Annotated in this window: 21 protein-coding genes; 14 read left to right on the forward strand and 7 right to left on the reverse strand. The window is 41.3% G+C overall.

The genetic code is table 11. The annotated features are described in order from the left end of the window. Nucleotides 1-145: 145 nt before the first annotated feature. Complete coding sequence (locus PN457_RS04545; RefSeq protein WP_271731619.1) at nucleotides 146-1,486, reverse strand: sensor histidine kinase; 1,341 nt, start codon at nucleotides 1,484-1,486, stop codon at nucleotides 146-148. 265 nt (nucleotides 1,487-1,751) lie between these two features. Between PN457_RS04545 and PN457_RS04550 the strand changes: the two genes are divergently transcribed. Next, complete coding sequence (locus tag PN457_RS04550) at nucleotides 1,752-2,069, forward strand: DUF3155 domain-containing protein (protein WP_271731621.1); 318 nt, start codon at nucleotides 1,752-1,754, stop codon at nucleotides 2,067-2,069. A 374-nt stretch (nucleotides 2,070-2,443) separates the two neighbouring features. On the opposite strand, the gene PN457_RS04555 is transcribed toward PN457_RS04550, so the two are convergent. Both PN457_RS04555 and PN457_RS04560 read right to left on the reverse strand, forming a co-directional pair. Beyond that, on the reverse strand, nucleotides 2,444-2,977 hold the full coding sequence (locus PN457_RS04555) for a cofactor assembly of complex C subunit B (protein ID WP_271731623.1): 534 nt from the start codon (nucleotides 2,975-2,977) through the stop codon (nucleotides 2,444-2,446). A 53-nt stretch (nucleotides 2,978-3,030) separates the two neighbouring features. After that, nucleotides 3,031-3,381: a PadR family transcriptional regulator gene (locus PN457_RS04560; protein ID WP_271731624.1), complete on the reverse strand. Its 351-nt coding sequence runs from the start codon at nucleotides 3,379-3,381 to the stop codon at nucleotides 3,031-3,033. A 355-nt stretch (nucleotides 3,382-3,736) separates the two neighbouring features. Here PN457_RS04560 and PN457_RS04565 point away from each other — a divergent pair, with 355 nt between their 5' ends. Beyond that, nucleotides 3,737-4,435 carry a ComF family protein gene (locus PN457_RS04565; RefSeq protein WP_271731626.1) on the forward strand — a complete coding sequence of 233 codons (699 nt, stop codon included), beginning with the start codon at nucleotides 3,737-3,739 and terminating at the stop codon, nucleotides 4,433-4,435. A gap of 54 nt (nucleotides 4,436-4,489) precedes the next feature. Further along, nucleotides 4,490-4,948, forward strand: a complete 459-nt coding sequence (locus PN457_RS04570) for a PPC domain-containing protein (RefSeq protein ID WP_271731627.1) — start codon at nucleotides 4,490-4,492, stop codon at nucleotides 4,946-4,948. A 10-nt stretch (nucleotides 4,949-4,958) separates the two neighbouring features. Here PN457_RS04570 and cobS read toward each other — a convergent pair whose 3' ends face one another. After that, nucleotides 4,959-5,729, reverse strand: a complete 771-nt coding sequence (cobS, locus tag PN457_RS04575) for an adenosylcobinamide-GDP ribazoletransferase (protein WP_271731628.1) — start codon at nucleotides 5,727-5,729, stop codon at nucleotides 4,959-4,961. 173 nt (nucleotides 5,730-5,902) lie between these two features. Here cobS and PN457_RS04580 point away from each other — a divergent pair, with 173 nt between their 5' ends. The 5 genes from PN457_RS04580 to psbM all read left to right on the forward strand — a co-directional run bounded on the left by PN457_RS04580 (nucleotide 5,903) and on the right by psbM (nucleotide 8,568). Further along, the gene (locus tag PN457_RS04580) at nucleotides 5,903-6,352 is read left to right on the forward strand and encodes a hypothetical protein (protein ID WP_271731629.1); all 450 of its coding nucleotides are present in this window, start codon (nucleotides 5,903-5,905) and stop codon (nucleotides 6,350-6,352) included. A gap of 122 nt (nucleotides 6,353-6,474) precedes the next feature. Continuing rightward, nucleotides 6,475-7,578, forward strand: a complete 1,104-nt coding sequence (gene tgt / locus PN457_RS04585; RefSeq protein ID WP_271731630.1) for a tRNA guanosine(34) transglycosylase Tgt — start codon at nucleotides 6,475-6,477, stop codon at nucleotides 7,576-7,578. 130 nt (nucleotides 7,579-7,708) lie between these two features. Continuing rightward, entirely contained in the window at nucleotides 7,709-7,846 is a 138-nt protein-coding gene (locus PN457_RS04590) for a photosystem II reaction center protein K (protein WP_010995059.1), read from the forward strand. Nucleotides 7,847-8,039: 193 nt separating this feature from the next. Continuing rightward, nucleotides 8,040-8,336 (forward strand): 2Fe-2S iron-sulfur cluster-binding protein, encoded by a 297-nt coding sequence (locus tag PN457_RS04595; RefSeq protein WP_271731635.1) that lies wholly within the window; start codon nucleotides 8,040-8,042, stop codon nucleotides 8,334-8,336. Between the two features lie 115 nt (nucleotides 8,337-8,451). Next, nucleotides 8,452-8,568, forward strand: a complete 117-nt coding sequence (psbM, locus tag PN457_RS04600) for a photosystem II reaction center protein PsbM (RefSeq protein ID WP_271731637.1) — start codon at nucleotides 8,452-8,454, stop codon at nucleotides 8,566-8,568. Between the two features lie 63 nt (nucleotides 8,569-8,631). Here psbM and PN457_RS04605 read toward each other — a convergent pair whose 3' ends face one another. After that, the gene (locus tag PN457_RS04605; protein ID WP_271731638.1) at nucleotides 8,632-9,483 is read right to left on the reverse strand and encodes a universal stress protein; all 852 of its coding nucleotides are present in this window, start codon (nucleotides 9,481-9,483) and stop codon (nucleotides 8,632-8,634) included. Between the two features lie 515 nt (nucleotides 9,484-9,998). Next, nucleotides 9,999-12,107 (reverse strand): M3 family metallopeptidase, encoded by a 2,109-nt coding sequence (locus tag PN457_RS04610; protein WP_271731639.1) that lies wholly within the window; start codon nucleotides 12,105-12,107, stop codon nucleotides 9,999-10,001. Between the two features lie 448 nt (nucleotides 12,108-12,555). Here PN457_RS04610 and PN457_RS04615 point away from each other — a divergent pair, with 448 nt between their 5' ends. Beyond that, nucleotides 12,556-13,542, forward strand: a complete 987-nt coding sequence (locus PN457_RS04615; RefSeq protein ID WP_271731640.1) for a zinc-dependent alcohol dehydrogenase family protein — start codon at nucleotides 12,556-12,558, stop codon at nucleotides 13,540-13,542. Between the two features lie 44 nt (nucleotides 13,543-13,586). Here the strand turns inward: PN457_RS04615 and PN457_RS04620 are convergent, their stop codons facing one another. After that, a complete protein-coding gene (locus tag PN457_RS04620) occupies nucleotides 13,587-13,889 on the reverse strand; it encodes an acylphosphatase (protein WP_271731642.1) in 303 nt (100 codons plus the stop codon). Nucleotides 13,890-14,230: 341 nt separating this feature from the next. On the opposite strand from PN457_RS04620, the gene PN457_RS04625 reads away from it, so the two are divergent. From PN457_RS04625 to PN457_RS04645, 5 genes are all read left to right on the forward strand, one after another. Continuing rightward, on the forward strand, nucleotides 14,231-14,608 hold the full coding sequence (locus tag PN457_RS04625; RefSeq protein WP_271731644.1) for a DUF1823 family protein: 378 nt from the start codon (nucleotides 14,231-14,233) through the stop codon (nucleotides 14,606-14,608). A 1,135-nt stretch (nucleotides 14,609-15,743) separates the two neighbouring features. Continuing rightward, entirely contained in the window at nucleotides 15,744-16,787 is a 1,044-nt protein-coding gene (locus PN457_RS04630; RefSeq protein ID WP_271731646.1) for a 3-deoxy-7-phosphoheptulonate synthase, read from the forward strand. Nucleotides 16,788-16,942: 155 nt separating this feature from the next. Further along, the gene (gene rpsO, locus PN457_RS04635; protein WP_271731647.1) at nucleotides 16,943-17,212 is read left to right on the forward strand and encodes a 30S ribosomal protein S15; all 270 of its coding nucleotides are present in this window, start codon (nucleotides 16,943-16,945) and stop codon (nucleotides 17,210-17,212) included. Nucleotides 17,213-17,224: 12 nt separating this feature from the next. After that, nucleotides 17,225-17,695, forward strand: a complete 471-nt coding sequence (locus PN457_RS04640; RefSeq protein ID WP_271731648.1) for a PAM68 family protein — start codon at nucleotides 17,225-17,227, stop codon at nucleotides 17,693-17,695. 362 nt (nucleotides 17,696-18,057) lie between these two features. Continuing rightward, nucleotides 18,058-18,285, forward strand: a 228-nt coding sequence (locus PN457_RS04645) for a MerR family DNA-binding transcriptional regulator (protein ID WP_271731649.1), incomplete at its 3' end; no start/stop codon positions are given.

The raw sequence follows: 18,285 nt of genomic DNA on the forward strand, positions 1-18,285 counted from the left end.
AGCGGTAGTCTTTCTTGTAAATCTTAACTTGAGAAATATCGCGTCTGGCTAAGGCGTGCAAGTCTACTAAGGGATAACCGCTCCCATGCTCCCGTTGAAGTAGAAAGTAAAGTCTAGCTTTGTCTAGGTTTTATATAGCAGATAATCATTGGCGATTAGTGATTGGTAACCAAATTATAAATGTAGTTCCCGGTGTATGGGGTGAAACCAGACTCGAGTTAATTGCAGGGCTGAAAATTTCCATTTCGCCATCCATTTGTTCTATTAATTGTTTGGCGATCGCTAGTCCCAAACCACTACCAGGAATTTGACTTTGGGCTTGCACTCCCCGATAATGGCGTTCTCCCAAATGGGCTAGGTCTTGTGGTGGAATTCCTGCGCCGGTATTACTAATAGCGATTCCCTGAAAATTAGGTTTTTCTTGCCCTAATTGAATGACTATTTTGCCACCATGAGGAGTGTATTTTAGAGCATTATCAATAATATTGCTGAATACTTCTGGTAATGCTTTGACGTTAGCCTTTACCGGGGGCAAGTGGGCGGGAATTTCGGTTATGAGTTCTAGATGACGCTCCTGTGCTATTGCTTGAGCTGATACCAATAATGGTGTTAATAAGTCAACTACAAAGCAATCAATGTTTTTCTCTCCTATTCCTGGCAATAAGAGTACGGGTTTGGGTTGTTTTTCGACAGTTGCTTCCACAAATACTTCGTTTTCAGGCAATGACAAGGGGGCGAAATTACCCTCTGACCAATCAATTACTTGCTCGAACTGTCGCAGTAATTCTTCGAGGCGATCGCTTTCCCTGACAATATTAGTTCCTACGTCTCGGTTGGGATCACCTGGACGCAGGCGTTTTAATAGCAGTTTGCCGAAGGTGCGCAAGGCGGTCAATGGGTTACGAAACTGGTGTAGTAGGTTATCAAGCAAATCTCGCTGCTGTGCTTGCAGAATTTGTTGTTGATGTAGCTGATGCTGTAACCAGGCTCGACGTTGGTCTAGGAAACACGCGATGGCTATGGTTTGCAGGATTTTTTCAATTTCGCTTTGTTCGTGTTGATTCCAGTCCCTATCTTCTCTACCTGTAATCAATAGACCCATCATCACACCTTGATGAATCAGAGGTAGGACAATTTGGTGTTCACTGAGTCGAGATTCCTCGTGTAAATTTGCTTTTTGTGCATCTGCTTTCCTTGTCTCGTCTAATGAAATCCTTGATCCTGTACCCTCTGGCAATAACTTACCCTGTTGGTCATGTCTGACCAAAACATCGCCAAGTCTTGCTCCCGTCATTTCTTTCCCTCGAGGTAATACTGCAGTCTCCGGGTAAACCACCACAGGAATGAGTTTCGCTTTACCAGCAGGAGCATCTACCAGTTCTTCTGTTAGATAAACAACACATAATGATGCTCCCAGCCCTTCGGCTAGCAGTGCTATTTGCTCTCGGCATAGAGCAACAAAATCTGAACTGGCAGACATTAACATTTTTTTAGCTTTTGCTCAGGATTACAGAATTTCAGGGAAGATAGAAAAGCATTGCTTTATTTTTTATCCCTCTTTAAATAAAGCTTAACTAAATCTTTTGGGTGATGCTTTGCACTAGGGAATTATATGCTTTACAAATTTCATGTTTTACTTCTGTGTATCGAAACTTTAAAAACTCTTGATATTTTAAACTAGAACTTATATAATTGCCACTGATTTTGTAGCTATAACTACAATCTATAGCTTGAAAGAGGAGGAAAATACTTTGGCTAGAAGACGGAAGCGGAAAAGTCGTCGTCGTCAAGAAGGACGACGGATTCTAGAACACGTGCCTCAATATAGCATTGAAAGTGGCGAAGAAAAACCTGTCACAGCAGCAAGAAAATTTATTCAAGCTGAAGGCATTGCCCCACCCGCATTGCTACTTGTCAAGCGAAATGAGCATACCACAGACCGTTATTTCTGGGCAGAGAAGGGGCTGTTTGGTGCTCAATACGTAGAAGAAAACCATTTCTTGTTTCCCAGCCTGCGGTCATTAGAATCTCCGACAGGTGTGGAGCCAGCGGCTGTGGCTAGCCGCTGAATTCTTCATGGTTCTCTTTAGATATGGAATGTGAGTTCCGTCAATCATTTAACTGGTAAAGTGGTTCAGTTTATGAAAAATTTTCGTTTTTTTTTAGTTTCTGACTAAGTTGCTAGTACATCGATATGGAGTCCAGTTAATTCGACTGTATGGAGAAATTAACTTCGGCTCAAACATTGGTTTGTATAGGTTTGTTTCTATTCAAATGCTCTACAGGAGAGTGAGATAGAGCAAAACACATCCCCTGAGACTTGAGTCGCCTTCTCCTGCAATGGATTGCCGAAGAGGCTCTGTAACCGGATATAATCCTTTCCCTGCGCTCCAATTTCGTAGGGAAGATTTATATCCCGGTTAGCTTTTCCTACTTGCTGTGATCAATCAGCGGATTCTAACTGTAAAGCCCTCTGGAACTCCATGAGTTCATCTCGATGGGCAATTATAGTTAGTTTACTTATAAACCCTAGTTTATCCTGGGTTGCTTCTTCTATGTGCAAGGATACCTTCTCAATTCTTCCAGCTTTTTGCCAATAAAATACACCGCTTAAAGGTGACAATAGTAGCAATCCCAGAAACCAATTGCCAAAGTTCGGAAAAAGTAGCGACAAAACCAATGCTAGACAAGCCATACCAGCAGATGCTAACAGCGTTAAAAACAGGGCTAAAAATAAGCTGGGTTGAACAAAACCTTCGAAAATCACTTGATTCTTTTCTCTATCTATGGCGACTACTTGGTAAGAACGCTGGCGAAAATACTCCTTAACTTTCGGCATTAAAGCAGCTTCGTCTTGTTCAGATACAAGTTCTGCTTTTGTTGTGCGGTCTTTGGTTGAGGCCCGAATAAAGAAAAATAGACCCACGGATAACAACAAAGTGAGCAAGAGCGTAGATGGCACAATTGCATTATTCATAACTAAAATTATTATTGTTTTCATAGGATGAGACTGAATTTATGAGCAAATATTCATGAATTTTTCCTTTCCTTTATGTAATCTTGCCAAAGATGGGCCAACTTTTGCGACTGTTCTTGCCATTGTGGAGAAAGTTCGTACATCCTTCTGGGCCTTCCTCGCCCGTCGAGTTTCTTCCAATACCCAGTAATAGCCTTTTCGTCTTCGAGAAATTTGATCGCACTATAAAGTACGGTATCCGAAAGTCGATAGTCTGGGTATTCAGTTTCTAGTCGCTGGATCAATTCAGTGCCATAGGATTCATGTTGTATTAAAACGTACAGAATGTAACAAACTGCTAGTTCCTGACAGAGATAAGCTGGCGGAGGATCCTCAAAGAATTGATATATATCCTCAAGTTTCATGGTTTAGTGAATGGCTAAAAAATGCCTGATAATAGTGATATCTACAGTCCTGGTAGACAGTATATAGTGCTACTGGCAACCTTGGCAGGGTTTTTCAAGCTTAAACATTACAGACCTTACTCACGTAGCTGAAGTCGTGAGAGGATTGTGTAAGTTTTGGGAGCGTCAAATAATATGTTCCTACTCAAGTTATCAGTCTTGTGGACATGGACTGGTCACTTTCCTAGTGTTAAGTGATGCCACACTGGTTATAACTCCTCAAGCATAAAATGCCATGAAATAAATTTTACAAGTAAAATTATACTTTGTCTGTAAAAGTTAACCATATCAAAGTCTAAGTTCTCCCATTCTGGAAATGCCAACCTGGAAGCAAAATTTTAACAACTTTCTCAACCTGTTTCTCCAATCAAGTTGTCTTTTATGCCAAAGAACGACATCTGGAGAATTTTGCCCTTATTGTATTAAGCAACTTAAAAATTGCCAGCACGGGGATCCTGCTGCTTTATGGCAACAAGCAATACCTGTATTTGGTTGGGGAGTCTATGGCGGTATTGTCAAACGAGCGATCGCGGTGATGAAATATGAAAATCAACCGCAAATTGCCCGTCCGTTAGGTCAATGGTTAGGCGAAGCATGGTTGTTATCAAATGTATCGAAAAGTAAACCACGCCCTGTAGTCGTCCCCATACCACTCCATCCCAATAAGCAAAAAAAACGCGGTTATAACCAAGCTGCACTCATAGCTGAAAGTTTCTGTCAAACAACTGGGTTAAAATTGCTAGCCAATGGTTTAAAAAGAGTGCAGGAAACTGAGGCACAATTTGGGTTATCAGCATCGCAACGAGAAAGTAACTTAGCGTCAGCATTTAGCGTTGGGAGAGAATTACACAGTCGTCGTATAAATGTCCCCATATTGTTAGTTGACGATATTTATACCACTGGTGCCACCCTCAGGTCTGCTGTGCAAACACTCAATCAGGATGGTATTCCTGTCTTAGGTTTAGCCGCTGTTACTACTGCGGTCAAAGACAAATACCTCAAAGTTGATAGGTAAAGTTACTTTCATCCATCTATCCTAAATGTGGCGACCTGTTTTGTGAGAACACTAATGATTAGTAAAGCTTTTCTGGTGGGTTTAAGAGAACTAATGATGATTCCTACCACCTTGTTGGTCATAGGCATAAATACAACTGTGGGATATGCTCAAAACGAATTGTATAATCCTATTCCTATAACTCCCAGTACTGAACTGTCCGATACCCTTTCAGAAAAAGATATCCCCACGGGACAAGGTGGCTTTGGCCGGGATTATATAGTCAACCTGAATAAGGGTGATAAGCTAGTGATTGATTTGAATTCTGAGAGTTTTGATACCGTCATTACACTCTTGGGACCTAATGGAGCCACAGTGGCGGAAAATGATGATGGACCTGATGGTACTACCAATTCCTTACTGTTTACCCGCATTCAGGAAACAGGAAAGTATATTATCCGCGTCCGCTCCTTTGGGGAAACTGGGGTGGGACTTTTTGAACTGAAGGTAACAAAACTGCAAGCGGTGAAGTAATTAAAAAATCTTAAAAAATGGTGAGAACACAGAGAAATAAGGCTTCTGTCCACTCAACTACCGCGCCATAAGTATCTCCTGTGTGTCCGCCTAATTGATAATGGAACCATAAACCGGTCAGGAGAGCGATCGCACTTCCCACCCCGCTCATACTGAGGGCAAAAAATAGATACTTGCTATGGAATAACGTCATTAACACACTCAAGCTCAAGAGTAAAAACAGTCCTGGTAATAAATCGGGATATGAACGAATGGCTTGTTTGTGAAATGCGCCTTTACCAGTGGGTTTGAGGTAAGGATACCGGGCGATGGCGAGTTGTTGTCCCCAGCGTCCCCATCCACAAGCTGCCATCAGCAGTAGGCAACGGTGGTCTAAAATATCCGTTAAAGCTGTGGTTTTGAGTAATATTACTGCCATAGCTGCCATAGCCCCAAAAGCCCCTGTAGCGCTGTCTGTCATCACCTCTAAGCGTTTTTCCGGGTTAGCCACCGCTAAACCATCAGCAGTATCCATAGCCCCATCTAAGTGCAATCCTCCAGTTATAGCAATCCAGATAACCACTACTAAAGCGCTACGAGTTAGCAATGGTATCCCTAGATAATTCATCGCGGTATCACATAGCCCTAAAATACCGCCAATCATCACCCCTACCAGGGGGGCAAAATACGCTGCTCTGCGGAAGTCTAGCCCATTGACATAAGGTAGAGGAATAGCTGTATAAAAAGTAATACTGGCAAATACATGAAAGAATAATCTTTTCCACCACTGAGGTTGATTCATCCTATTACTTAATATAAAGAATTAGATTTTGCATTCGGCAACTAATAAATTACCCTAGACTGTATTAGACATTAGCCCTCCAAAATTGATATTTTTTCAAAAGCAGGCCACAGGCTGTTCAAGTCACAGTTTCGCTTTTTTATACCTGACCTTTGCTTATCTCCTATTTTCCTATGAGTCACCATCTACCGCACACCAGGATACCAGCTCCGTGTATTGTTAATACGGGAATAATTGTAAATAAGCTTGATATGCGACGATTGCTGTCTGATTTAGGGCGAGTCCGCTATATCTACACCCAAGAAGGCTTACAGAGCGAGGGTGAGGGAGATGTGATGGAAGTTTTTGTTAATCCCCAAAGGTCTACAGTCGTTGCTAACTGTGCGCTTTACTTAAATCTTGATAGCTTTGATTACCTGGAACTTAAACAGTCCCCGCAACAACAAACTTACTTTGATTTGTTCCAAGAACATATGTGTTTACGGCTGATTCCACTTTCGACTCCTTTACAAGAGCGAAAAGAACGCAACTTGAATTTCAACGCCATAGAAGCGATGATGGAGCAGGTTTTCTCCGCTAAATGGGATGCGGAAATTGACGATGATGGTTCCGACTCCTTTTGATTAGCATATACTCAAAAAATTGGTAATGGTTTATTTGTGAGTCCTTAAGTGTTCATGAAGAATCAATTGCCAGGATTTCGGGTTTTTGTTTATACATTTAGCGGAATAGCATTACTTTTACTTTGAGTCAAAATTTTTCTTTTCAATCCCTGGCTCAATGTAGCCAGACAAAAGCCAGGGCTGGGGTGTTTATGACCCCTCATGGATCTGTGGAAACCCCAAGATTTATGCCAGTGGGGACTCTGGCAAATGTCAAAACTGTTACCCCAGAACAGTTAATGAGTACTGGGGCGCAGATGATACTTTCTAATACTTATCATCTCCATCTGCAACCAGGGGAGAGAATTGTCGCTGGAGGTGGTGGGTTACACAAATTTATGGGCTGGAATGGACCAATGCTCACAGATTCCGGTGGGTTTCAAGTATTCAGCTTGAGCGAAATGCGGAAAATTTCTGAAGATGGTGTAACTTTTCGCTCACCTCATGATGGGCAAATTATTCATTTAACACCGGAACGCTCTATAGAGATCCAAAATACTCTAGGGGCTGATGTGATCATGGCTTTTGATGAATGTCCCCCTTATCCAGCTACCCGCGAAGATGTACAAGCGGCAACTCAGAGGACTTATCGTTGGCTAGAACGCTGTATTTCTTTTCATCAACGCAGTGATCAAGCTTTGTTTGGTATCGTCCAAGGTGGGGTGTATCTGGATTTACGCGTCCAAGCGGCTGAGGCTTTAGCTGAGTTGGATTTGCCGGGATACGCTATTGGTGGTGTGAGTGTGGGAGAACCACCTGAACTCATGGCTGATATTGTGCGCACTACAGCGCCACTATTACCACCGGAAAAGCCTCGTTATTTGATGGGTGTGGGTACTTATCGGGAAATGGCTATTGCCATCGCTTCTGGTGTAGATTTATTTGATTGTGTGATTCCTACCCGTTGGGCGCGACACGGTACAGCAATTGTGCAAGGGGAACGCTGGAATTTAAAGAATGCTAAGTTTCGTGAAGATTATGCACCATTAGATGAAACTTGCTCTTGTTATGCTTGTCAAAATTTTAGCCGTGCTTACATCTCTCATTTAGTGCGATCGCAGGAAATATTAGGCTACACGTTGTTGAGTATTCACAACATTACGGAGTTAATTCGCTTTACCCAGAAGATTCGTGAAGCAATATTAAGCGATCGCTTTGCCAGGGAATTCGCACAATGGCTTAACTAGGGAGAAAATGGGGAATGGGAACCCAGGAAAGAATTTTGCTATCTAAAAATATTAAATACCCCATCCCCAAACCATGTTAAGATACACTTCAATTATGAAGTCTGTGTTAGATAGGTGGATTTAAACAAACATGGAAGCAGCATTGTTATTAGCCAAATTGCCTGAAGCTTACCAAATTTTCGATCCTTTGGTAGATGTTCTCCCCATTATTCCCGTCTTTTTCTTGTTGCTGGCGTTTGTATGGCAAGCAGCTGTTGGTTTCAGGTAAGCCAACCTATGACCAATTTTTGGGACAGGTAGGATACCTGTCCTATTTATTTGGCAGTTTTTTCTTTTCTAAACTTGATATCCCTTAGTATTTTGTAATATTTGGACAGAAATTAAGTAAGATAGTGTGGGCGCTCTATGCCAAAATCAGCTTTATAAAAAAACGCCTACAGTCAAAAAGGTACAAATAAGCCATGGGGAACATCAAATTTGTCAAAGAAAACCAAGAAGTAATAGCAGCGGATGGGGCTAATCTTCGGCTCAAAGCCATGCAAAATGGCATTGACATATATAAATTTATTGGTAAAATGACCAATTGCGGCGGCAATGGTCAGTGTGGCACCTGCATTGTGGAGATAGTCGAAGGAATAGAAAATCTTTCCCCCCGCACAGATGTAGAGAACCGCAAATTTAAGAAAAAACCTGATAATTACCGCCTGGCCTGTCAAACCCTAGTCAATGGACCTGTGAGTGTAGTCACCAAACCTTAACATTTAAATTTTCAGACCGACGCGACGTAAAAAAAATTTGAGGTAACACTGGCATCGATAATGCTATTCTAAAATTGTTCACTAAAAACTAAAATTAAAGAGAGGCTTTCTTGCTATGCAAGTGAATGACCTAGGGTTCGTAGCGAGCATTCTGTTCGTTCTAGTGCCCGCAGTGTTTTTAATAATTCTTTACATCCAAACTGCTAGCCGTGAAGGTGGAAAAGATTCTTGATATTTGTGCATAACACCAAGAACCCCAACACCACTGGTGCGGGGGTTCTTTATTGACCTGATGTTAGGCGACAGTCCGCGCCAACAACACAGGACAAGTTGCATGAACTCGAACATAGTCAGACAAAGAAGCACCGATGAGTCTGTCTATATCCACAAAACTCTTAGCCACGGATGGGCGGCGGTCTGGAGAACCGAGCAATAATAAATCTATATTTAACTCTTCTGCTATGCGGCAAATTTCTTCACCTGGTTTACCGCTACTTGTGAAACAACGAGTTTGTACACCGTACTTTTGCGCTTCAGCCACCGCCCATGCCAAATTGGAATTTTTATCTGGGGTAATTTCAGTGACCTGAGATTGTTTGGTACGTAAATCTGTAGTAATATTGGTTAAAATTAACTGACTACCGGGGATATCTCGTAACAAAAATAGCGCCAAACTTAAGCATTTTTTGGCTGGCTCGGAGTTATCCATGGCCACCATAACGCGCTTAATTCTCTTCACATAAATGTCGTCTTTGACCAGCAACATAGGGCGAGAAGATAGCTGGAAAACATACTGACTAACTGAATTAGATAAAATGGATTGTAGGCGTTTCAGTCCCCGTGAACCCATAATAATCAAGTCAGCATCAATTTCATCTGCTACCTGACAAACCAGGTCTTTGGGGTCACCTTGTCGCAGAATGGAAGACACCTGACTAGGGTCTAAATTGAGAGATTGAATAGCACTAGCTAAGATTTTACCGCCCTCTTCCCATTTATCTGTCATAGCAGCCGCAGTACTTTGGGAAGGTACAACATGGAGAACCGTCACTTTGGCAGATTTAATTGAGGGCATCTCTTTTAAGACTTTCAGCATTTCTTCTGCGTGGCCTAAGCCAGAAACTGCTAGTAAAATTCTTGCAATCATTGTTACTTCTCGCCGTTAAAGTTCCTTTGGTGTTTACTCTTATTAGTTGGCTGAGTTGAACATCTCGACTTCAGCACAAACAACCTAGTCAGTAAGTCGGTACAAACTTTTAATTAATGACCATTGTCACTGGAAAAAGTGACAGATAGTTAATTAATCTTGAGTTTTTTGGCTCTGATTTACATAAATTTATACTAGGCTGGGTATAGTTTTAATTTAGCGTAATAAAGTTTATAAACTATTATCTTAGTTATTTTTTTTAATAATCTATGTTAATATTTCTCAACTATTGGCAATACTTAAGTATTGCCAATCATTTTCATATAACTATATATCTGGATTTGTCATCAGAATTTACCTACCATTTTTTAACTCAATTCAGGTATTGGGGGGAAATAATTAACCACAGATGAACACAGATGTAGACAAGTTAACTATCATATCAATTTGACCAAGGGTATGTTATGCCATCGGCTAACACACCCTTGTAGATGAGAAGAACTGCCGGGATGTCACTAAGCTGCATCTGGTAATAAACCAGTATGCTTGAGTAAAGACACTGTACTGGGTTGACGACCTCGGAAAGATTCAAACACCTTCATAGGATGTTGACTACCACCTAGAGCCAGTACCGTATCACGGTAACGTCTCCCTGTGGCTTTTATCGCCTGTTCATCCTCTAAACCAGCTTCTTCAAAAGCGGCAAATGCGTCAGCACTCAATACCTCAGCCCACTTATAACTGTAATAACCTGCGGCATAACCCCCAGCAAAAATGTGTCCGAAGGCACATAAAAAAGCATCTTCTGGTAGTGGTGATAAAACTGTAGTACTTTTGGCAATGCGATGACGCACATCTGCGGCTGTTTCCCCACTACCAGGCCGATAACGATAGTGTAGTTCTAAATCGACACTGCTAAAGTGAATTTGCCGCAACATCACACTACCACTCATATAGTTACGTGCTGCCAGGAGTTTTTGGTAATAATGCTCTGGTAGGGCTGCACCCGTTTGATAATGCTTTGCCATACCAAACAAAGTTGGTCGCTCATAGCACCAGTTTTCCATGAACTGACTGGGTAGTTCCACAGCATCCCATTCTACATTATTAATACCTGCGGCTCCAGTATAGTCTACTTTGGTGAGCATATGCTGCAAGCCATGGCCAAACTCATGAAATAAAGTTTCTACTTCATAGAAAGTCATCAAACTAGGCTTACCATCCACAGGAGGAGTTTGGTTACATACCAAATAGGCCACAGGTAAACGAATCGATGTCACACCATTCTCAGTTATTTTGCTGCGATTAATACATACATCCATCCAAGCACCACCGCGTTTTTCTGCCGGGCGGCTGTAGGGGTCCAGGTAGAAGTAAGCTAGGGGACTACCACTTTCATCAGCAATTTGGAAATAACGTACATTTTCATGCCAGACTGGGGCTTGACCATCGGCGGGAGTGACGGTCACACCAAACAACCGCTTCACCAGTCCAAATAACCCATCTAAGACTTGGGGTAGGGGAAAATAAGGACGTAATTCTTCGGCGGTGAAGGCAAATTTTTCTTCCCGTTGACGTTCTGACCAGAAGCTGGTGTCCCAGTGTTGTAAATTCTCGGCTTCCGCTGCTTTCTTAGAGGAAGCAAAGGCTTTGAGTTCTTCTAAGTCTTTAACGGCAGCATCATAACTGGCTTGACGTAGTTCTTCTAATAGTGCCTCAACTGCTGTCACATTGGGAGCCATTTTACTGGCTAAACTCAACTCAGCATAATTTTCAAAGCCTAGTAATTTGGCTAATTCTTGGCGCAACTCCAAGGTACGCTCAATTAGCGCCTGATTATTTAACTCTCCGGATGAAGCACGAGTTATATAAGCTTTATAGAGTTTTTCCCGTAAATCTCGCCGGGTGCTGTGCTGCATGAATGGCCCATAGCTGGGAAAGTCTAAAGTAATCCGCCAAGGGCCATTTTCTGGGGTGGCGTTTTCATCTCCCGCATCACGGGCAGCCTGTGCTGCTAAACTCAATAAGCTATCGGGTAAGCCGTCAATTTCTGCTTTTTTAGTCAGGGTTAAGCTAAAGGCTTTAGTCGCATCTAGGACATGGTTTGAGAATTTGGTAGCTAGTTCTGCTAACTCCATTTGGATGGTGTTAAAACGCTCTCTCGCTTCTGGTTGTAAGCCCACACCGGAAAGTTCGGCATCTCTGATGGCGGCTTCTACAATTCGCTGTTGGGCTGATTCTAAGGTAGCCCAGTTCTCACTGGCGCGCAGTGCCTTGAGACCATTGTAAATTGATTGGCTTTGACCAAGCTTGTTAAGAAACTGTACTACTTGTGGTTGTACGCTTTCATATGCTGTCCTTAGTTCAGGGCTATTCTTGACACCCATTAAATGGCCAACTATGCCCCAAGTCCAGTTGAGCTGTTCTGTGAGCTTTTCTAGTGGTTCTACTAAGCCTTTCCAAGTAAGTTCGATATTAGTTTCTAAAATAGTTAGCTTCTGGTCAAGTTCGGCCAGTAGCTGCCCGAAGGCTGGTATTACTTGCTCTGGTTGAATGTCCTGAAAGGGGGGTAAGCCTGAACCTTTAAGTAAAGGATTTTGAAAAATCGTTACATTTTCACTCATGGTTTTGTGTGAGTCACCTATCAATAAATCTCGTCATGTATTTTCTAATGTAGCGATCGCTGCGTGATTTAGCCGCAAGAAAATGCCAAAATATCAACAAAATCTCAATTAACGCTCAGTAAGCAACAAAAAACCTCAGCTTGGCAACTGAGGTTTCTGATTCACAGAAGTAAGAATGACGATTTAGATACAACAATACTAAGAAGCGAAATTTTAGCTCAAGTCCAAAGCAACTTGATTGATACTGATTTACTTAAAATGGTTTGAGGTATTTGCTAACTTATGTAAACAAGTGTAACGAATACTTTATAAAAAGTCAATAGAATTTACAAAAGAGTTAGATACCTGGGAAGCATGGGGGAAAATTATCTCCATCTCTAGAGCTAGGGTCAATTCATGAATTGCCCATACCATATAAATACAGAAAATTTTGACCATATAATTACCTATGCGTGCAATGATTTTGGATGCGCCGCGCCAACCTCTACGCCTAGTTGAGTTACCAGTACCAAAACCCAATTCTGAGCAAGTGCTGATTCGTGTTCATGCCTGTGCTGTGTGTCGCACGGATTTACATATAGTAGATGGCGAATTAACTCATCCAAAACTACCTTTAATCCCAGGACATCAAATTGTCGGTACGGTTGAGGCCAAAGGTGATAGTGTTGTTAATTTTCATATCGGTCAACGTGTGGGTGTTCCTTGGCTCGGCCATACTTGTAATTACTGCCGTTACTGTGTTTCTAATCGTGAAAATCTTTGCGATTATGCTGAGTTTACGGGTTATAACTTAGATGGTGGTTATGCAGATTATACCGTAGCTGACCACCGTTTTTGTTTTACCCTAGACCCCAGCTATCCTGACTTACAAGCAGCACCTCTATTATGTGGTGGTTTAATTGGCTATCGCGCTTACAGCATGACTGGTGATGCTGGAAAACTGGGTTTTTATGGTTTTGGTTCATCTGCCCACATTTTGATTCAACTGGCTCGTTATCATGGCAGACAAGTTTTCGCCTTTACCCGTCCAGGAGATATTCAGGGACAAGAGTTTGCCCGTCAATTAGGTGCAACTTGGTCTGGAAATTCCAACATCTTACCGCCAGAACCCTTGGATGCAGCAATTATCTTTGCTCCTGTAGGAAAATTAGTTCCAGCTGCCTTGCGTGCAGTAGCTAAAGGTGGTATTGTGGTTTGTGCTGGTATTCACATGAGTGATATTCCGGCTTTTCCCTATGAAATCCTCTGGCAAGAAAGAGTTTTGCGATCGGTGGCGAATTTAACTCGCCAAGATGGAGAAGAATTTCTGGCTATAGCACCGAAAATCCCCATCCACACCGAAGTTAATTCTTTTCCTCTAGCTGAAGCAAATCAAGCTTTATATGCCCTACGTAGTGGCAAAATTACAGGTTCGGTTGTATTGGCAGTGAATTGATTACTCATTTCCCCAGAGCTTTTTTAACTGCGGTCTGGGAGAGTTCAATCCAAAGGCTTAACTTCAAACCCCCGCAAACCTTGAGGTTTTTCATACTCAAGCACAACATCTTTGACCACTGCAGCAGGTGGTCCAGTGTGACACCAGCGAACCATCTGTTCTACAACCACCCGCGCCCCTTCAAAAACTGCTTCTACACGGTTATCGGGAAGATTCCGCACCCAACCGGTTAATCCCAACTGAGTCGCTGTATCGACGGTAGCATAGCGATAGCCTACTCCTTGCACTCGACCGGAAATAAATACATGGGCGCGGACTATCTTGGGTAGTGGTGTAGGATTCGGCATAAACTGAATTGTCCCCCATTTAAACTGTATAACCTCAATAATTCTAACTCTTGTGGCATCGGCTTCTCCGCAGACCCCAACCTTGAAATGAGGTGCATTGTCAGCTTGTGGATCTATCCCACAAGGCTAGATGCTTGTATTGATTTAGTCCCTAGGGAGGCCGAATGAACTGAGAATCTCCATCATATGAGTGCGCGGAGTGTCAAGAAGATACTGATAATCTTTAAATATTTGTAAAAAGCGATAAGATTAGTCTAGTTTGTAGGATTCTCTCAGTTTAACTACAACTGCTGACCAATATTTAATCTGCTCACAGGTCAACTGTAAAATTTGAATCGATCATGTCTAACTTGCCGCCACTGAATACAGAAACTATCTGGGCTATTCTTGATGATAAAATTGGTGATGCCATAGTCAATCAATTAGTATGGCACTATTTAGGTTATCGCTATGACTCTTCAATTGCTAAATGGGATAACAGCGAAGTCACATCAGAATGGCGAGATGATTACCCAGAACCACCTGATTTCATTGATAGCCGCCCAGCAACGGTAAAATTAACTCGTGCCATTCCTAAAGACAATAAACAAATTTTGAAAGAAAAATTGGGTTTTAAAGGTTACAAAATTGGTGAATTTGGTCCGCGACAGACTCGTAGAGCAACGGCCGCGAATTGGTTATTAAGTTATTTGCAAGAAACTCAGGGTAGCATTGAGTAAATTTCTGATAACAATAAGAGTAAAAACCATGTTCTTGTGACAGTCCCCATGTATAACTCTGGTTTGATAACCATCTTACTTGTAGGTCAGGTATAGCTACGCCACCCAAGCTATGACTTTAAGAGCTGGATTTGGGTGTGGGAAGTTTCAGAAAATTTAAATTAATCATTTTTTTTTAATTCTCTCAAAAAATAAAAATAAAAAAATGATTTAATTGTTAAATTGCAGTGAGATATAGTAAAAACTGTACTATTGTATAAGTGTATCTAATCAGAGGGAATTGCACTGGTTAATCTTACTTCATATATGTAAAATGTTATGAATACCTATCAAGGTTGAGTGAAGAGTTTATTCATCATTGAGAAAGTATTCATATCAAGATTTGTTAATGAAATTAATAAATAATTTCATGGCGATCGCCATTGAATAGATTTTGTTTGCACCTTATAATCAGGGAGCCTGTTAATGAGGCTCCTTTTTTTTTGGAATGAGCAAGAAATCTCTATGAACCAGGGTGATGATACATAAGTTCCCATAACTGTTCAACTACAAAATGGTGTTTATAACGAAAATGCGATCGCGCAATCAAGCTCATGGCTGAAAGTGATGAAAACACAACAATTGAGAACTAGTCCATTGATTTCGATTTCTCAAATATATGTATAATTAATTGCATATATAATTTTAACCGAGTAAGCTTATGTCTAAACCACTGTGGTGTGAGAGAGAATTACCCCAGTTTCCAGAAAACGGGTTTTTAAATTTATGCCCATTTTAAGGAATCAAATAGGATTTTGCCGGTTAAATTGAGAAATTAACAGACAAAACTCTTGGTTATTTGAAAAATCTGTAACTCAGTGTGGTGAATTTGATTTAAAATGGTATATAAACTTTCCCTCAGAGGATGTTTGAAAAATTTTGTGCGCATATAATTCGCTACTACACCCATGGTGAACTCAAGAAAAACTCAGCGTTTTCAATTCCCTATGCCTATTACCGTGTAATCAACGGACAGTGCAGTATTTTAAGCAAAGTGAGTCAATATCATGCTACTTAGTATGGCAATGGCTAGACGGCTGAAAATAATTGATCAACATCCTCTCAGGAGAATAGCAAAAATCACCAGTTTGGCTCTATGCACAATAAATTATTTAATACTAACATCAAGAACTCTCACGTATTATTAACGCCGAATGAAGTCAAAACAAAATTACCTTTAACTAAATTGGCTGAACAGAATGTTTGGCAATATAGACAGGAAATCAAAAATATCCTAGATTTCCAGGACAGCAGAAAATTCATTGTAGTTGGGCCATGCTCAATTCATGATCCAGAAGCAGCACTGGAATACGCCCAGAAATTGAAAGTTTTATCTGACAGAGTGAAGGATAAACTGCTACTCATTATGAGGGTGTACTTTGAAAAACCCCGCACTACAGTGGGATGGAAAGGATTGATTAATGATCCAGATATGGATGATTCTTTCCATGTAGAAAAAGGTTTATTAACTGCACGTAGCCTACTGCTAAAAATAGTAGAGTTGGGTTTACCAGCGGGTACAGAGGCACTAGATCCCATCATACCTCAATATATTAGTGAGTTGATTACATGGTCTGCCATTGGCGCACGAACTACTGAATCACAGACCCATCGTGAAATGGCTAGTGGACTTTCCATGCCTGTAGGGTTTAAAAATGGTACTGATGGTAATATTCAAGTCGCTTTAAATGCTTTACAGTCTGCTAAAAGTCCTCATAGTTTCTTAGGCATTAATCATAAAGGACAGGTTAGTGTATTTGAAACTAGAGGAAATCCCTATGGTCACGTTATTTTACGTGGTGGTAGTCAGCCTAACTTTGAAGCAGCAAATGTCAAACTGGTAGAAGAAAAATTAAAAGAGGCGGATTTATCACCAAGAATTGTCATCGACTGTAGCCATGGAAATACTAATAAAGATTACAAATTACAACCGAATGTATTAGAAGATGTGATTCAACAAATAGTTGATGGTAATACATCAATAGTAGGTGTAATGCTGGAATCAAACCTATATGAAGGTAATCAACCCATAACCGGTAAGCGAGAAGAGTTAAAGTATGGTGTTTCCGTAACCGATAAATGTATCAATTGGGATGAAACTGAAAAGATTATTTTGGCTGCTTACCAAAAACTGCATTAGTTGCTAGGGTAGGAGTTGACACAAGCAGTTGAAATATGGACATACCGGCCCATACAGCCAAAATACTGATTGCTGATTCATACCAACAATTTGGCGGCTGTGATATCATGGGAGATTGCTGCATACATTTAACATAACTAGAAACTGAATCTATCATGGCTCTGACGCAACAGCGCAAACAAGAAATCATGTCGAACTATCAAGTTCACGAAACCGATACTGGTTCTGCCGAAGTTCAAGTTGCCATGCTGACCGACCGCATTAGTCGCCTCAGCTTACATCTCCAGGCAAATAAAAAAGACCATTCCTCCCGTCGGGGATTATTGAAGATGATTGGTCAGCGCAAGCGTCTTCTCTCCTATATTCAACAAGGTAGTCGGGAAAAATATCAAGATTTAATTGGTCGTCTCGGTATTCGTGGGTAGGAATTATCGCTTATGTCTGCTGAAGAATCCGATCGCAGCCCCTTACCTTTTGAACCAAAAACCAAGCGCCAAAAACCCACCAAAGGCACCAGTAAACCACAAGCACAGGTAAAGACTGCAGAAAGACCCCCTAGCAATCAGCCACCTTTCACTAAAGAAGAAATGGCCATTCCCGAGGTTGTTAGCCAAAGGATGATCCGGCGTGTGGCGGGATTCTGTGGTATACCAACAGCTTTGGGCATTACAACCCTAGTAGTGAGTTATTTACTGGCTACGTATACAGAAATCCAACTGCCTCCCATTGCCGTGTTATTGGTGAATATGGGATTATTTGGCATTGGAGTTTTGGGGATTACTTATGGTGTTCTTTCCTCCTCTTGGGATGAAGAAAGACCAGGGAGCCTATGGGGTCTAGGCGAATTTAGTACCAATTGGGGTCGAATGGTGGAAGTGTGGCGCGAAACTCGGCAAAAAAACCTATGAGCCTTGGCGCTCAGGTATCAGACTAACTGCGGTATGGGCTAGATTGTGAAGTTAGGCCACTTTACCTAACTTCCAAATTCCTAAGTAAAACTTGGGGATATTTGATTAAAGCTTATACTGGGCAGCATAAGTACTGAGCGCCTAATCTTTTAACTTCATCTGCCAATCTGTATATTTCCTTAGGAGGATGATACACAGATGATGAGTTTGGGAACTAAATATATTTGAACTTAATTTAAATTCAATATTTAAATTCAATAAAATAAACAATATAATGTGTCTCCTACTTGTTTGAGGTTAGCCAATAGCTAGTTATTTACTAACAATAGATTACATATCCTCATAAATGCTAAGATAGTGGTATGGCTTATGTACCACTACGAGAAGCAGTTAAACAACTGGGACTGCACCCAAACACTTTAAGGAAGTACGCAGACAATGGCAAGATTGAAAGCATCAAAAACGAAGCAGGACAAAGACTTTTTCATGTCGAATCCTACCTCCGTGGTGCAGCTAGAACTTCCATTGTCTGCTACTGCCGAGTTAGTTCAACCAAGCAACGAGACGACCTTGGTAGACAAATCGCCTAT

It is taken from the genome of Anabaenopsis arnoldii (assembly GCF_028331025.1).
GTDB lineage: Bacteria > Cyanobacteriota > Cyanobacteriia > Cyanobacteriales > Nostocaceae > Anabaenopsis > Anabaenopsis arnoldii.

Coding starts and splice junctions, on each gene's coding strand:
- PN457_RS04545 (WP_271731619.1), bottom strand. CDS start 1,486: ATGTTAATGTCTGCCAGTTCAGATTTTGTTGCTCTATGCCGAGAGCAA.
- PN457_RS04555 (WP_271731623.1), bottom strand. CDS start 2,977: ATGAATAATGCAATTGTGCCATCTACGCTCTTGCTCACTTTGTTGTTA.
- PN457_RS04560 (WP_271731624.1), bottom strand. CDS start 3,381: ATGAAACTTGAGGATATATATCAATTCTTTGAGGATCCTCCGCCAGCT.
- PN457_RS04565 (WP_271731626.1), top strand. CDS start 3,737: ATGCCAACCTGGAAGCAAAATTTTAACAACTTTCTCAACCTGTTTCTC.
- PN457_RS04570 (WP_271731627.1), top strand. CDS start 4,490: ATGATTAGTAAAGCTTTTCTGGTGGGTTTAAGAGAACTAATGATGATT.
- cobS (WP_271731628.1), bottom strand. CDS start 5,729: ATGAATCAACCTCAGTGGTGGAAAAGATTATTCTTTCATGTATTTGCC.
- PN457_RS04580 (WP_271731629.1), top strand. CDS start 5,903: ATGAGTCACCATCTACCGCACACCAGGATACCAGCTCCGTGTATTGTT.
- PN457_RS04590 (WP_010995059.1), top strand. CDS start 7,709: ATGGAAGCAGCATTGTTATTAGCCAAATTGCCTGAAGCTTACCAAATT.
- PN457_RS04595 (WP_271731635.1), top strand. CDS start 8,040: ATGGGGAACATCAAATTTGTCAAAGAAAACCAAGAAGTAATAGCAGCG.
- psbM (WP_271731637.1), top strand. CDS start 8,452: ATGCAAGTGAATGACCTAGGGTTCGTAGCGAGCATTCTGTTCGTTCTA.
- PN457_RS04605 (WP_271731638.1), bottom strand. CDS start 9,483: ATGATTGCAAGAATTTTACTAGCAGTTTCTGGCTTAGGCCACGCAGAA.
- PN457_RS04610 (WP_271731639.1), bottom strand. CDS start 12,107: ATGAGTGAAAATGTAACGATTTTTCAAAATCCTTTACTTAAAGGTTCA.
- PN457_RS04615 (WP_271731640.1), top strand. CDS start 12,556: ATGCGTGCAATGATTTTGGATGCGCCGCGCCAACCTCTACGCCTAGTT.
- PN457_RS04620 (WP_271731642.1), bottom strand. CDS start 13,889: ATGCCGAATCCTACACCACTACCCAAGATAGTCCGCGCCCATGTATTT.
- PN457_RS04625 (WP_271731644.1), top strand. CDS start 14,231: ATGTCTAACTTGCCGCCACTGAATACAGAAACTATCTGGGCTATTCTT.
- PN457_RS04630 (WP_271731646.1), top strand. CDS start 15,744: ATGCACAATAAATTATTTAATACTAACATCAAGAACTCTCACGTATTA.
- rpsO (WP_271731647.1), top strand. CDS start 16,943: ATGGCTCTGACGCAACAGCGCAAACAAGAAATCATGTCGAACTATCAA.
- PN457_RS04640 (WP_271731648.1), top strand. CDS start 17,225: ATGTCTGCTGAAGAATCCGATCGCAGCCCCTTACCTTTTGAACCAAAA.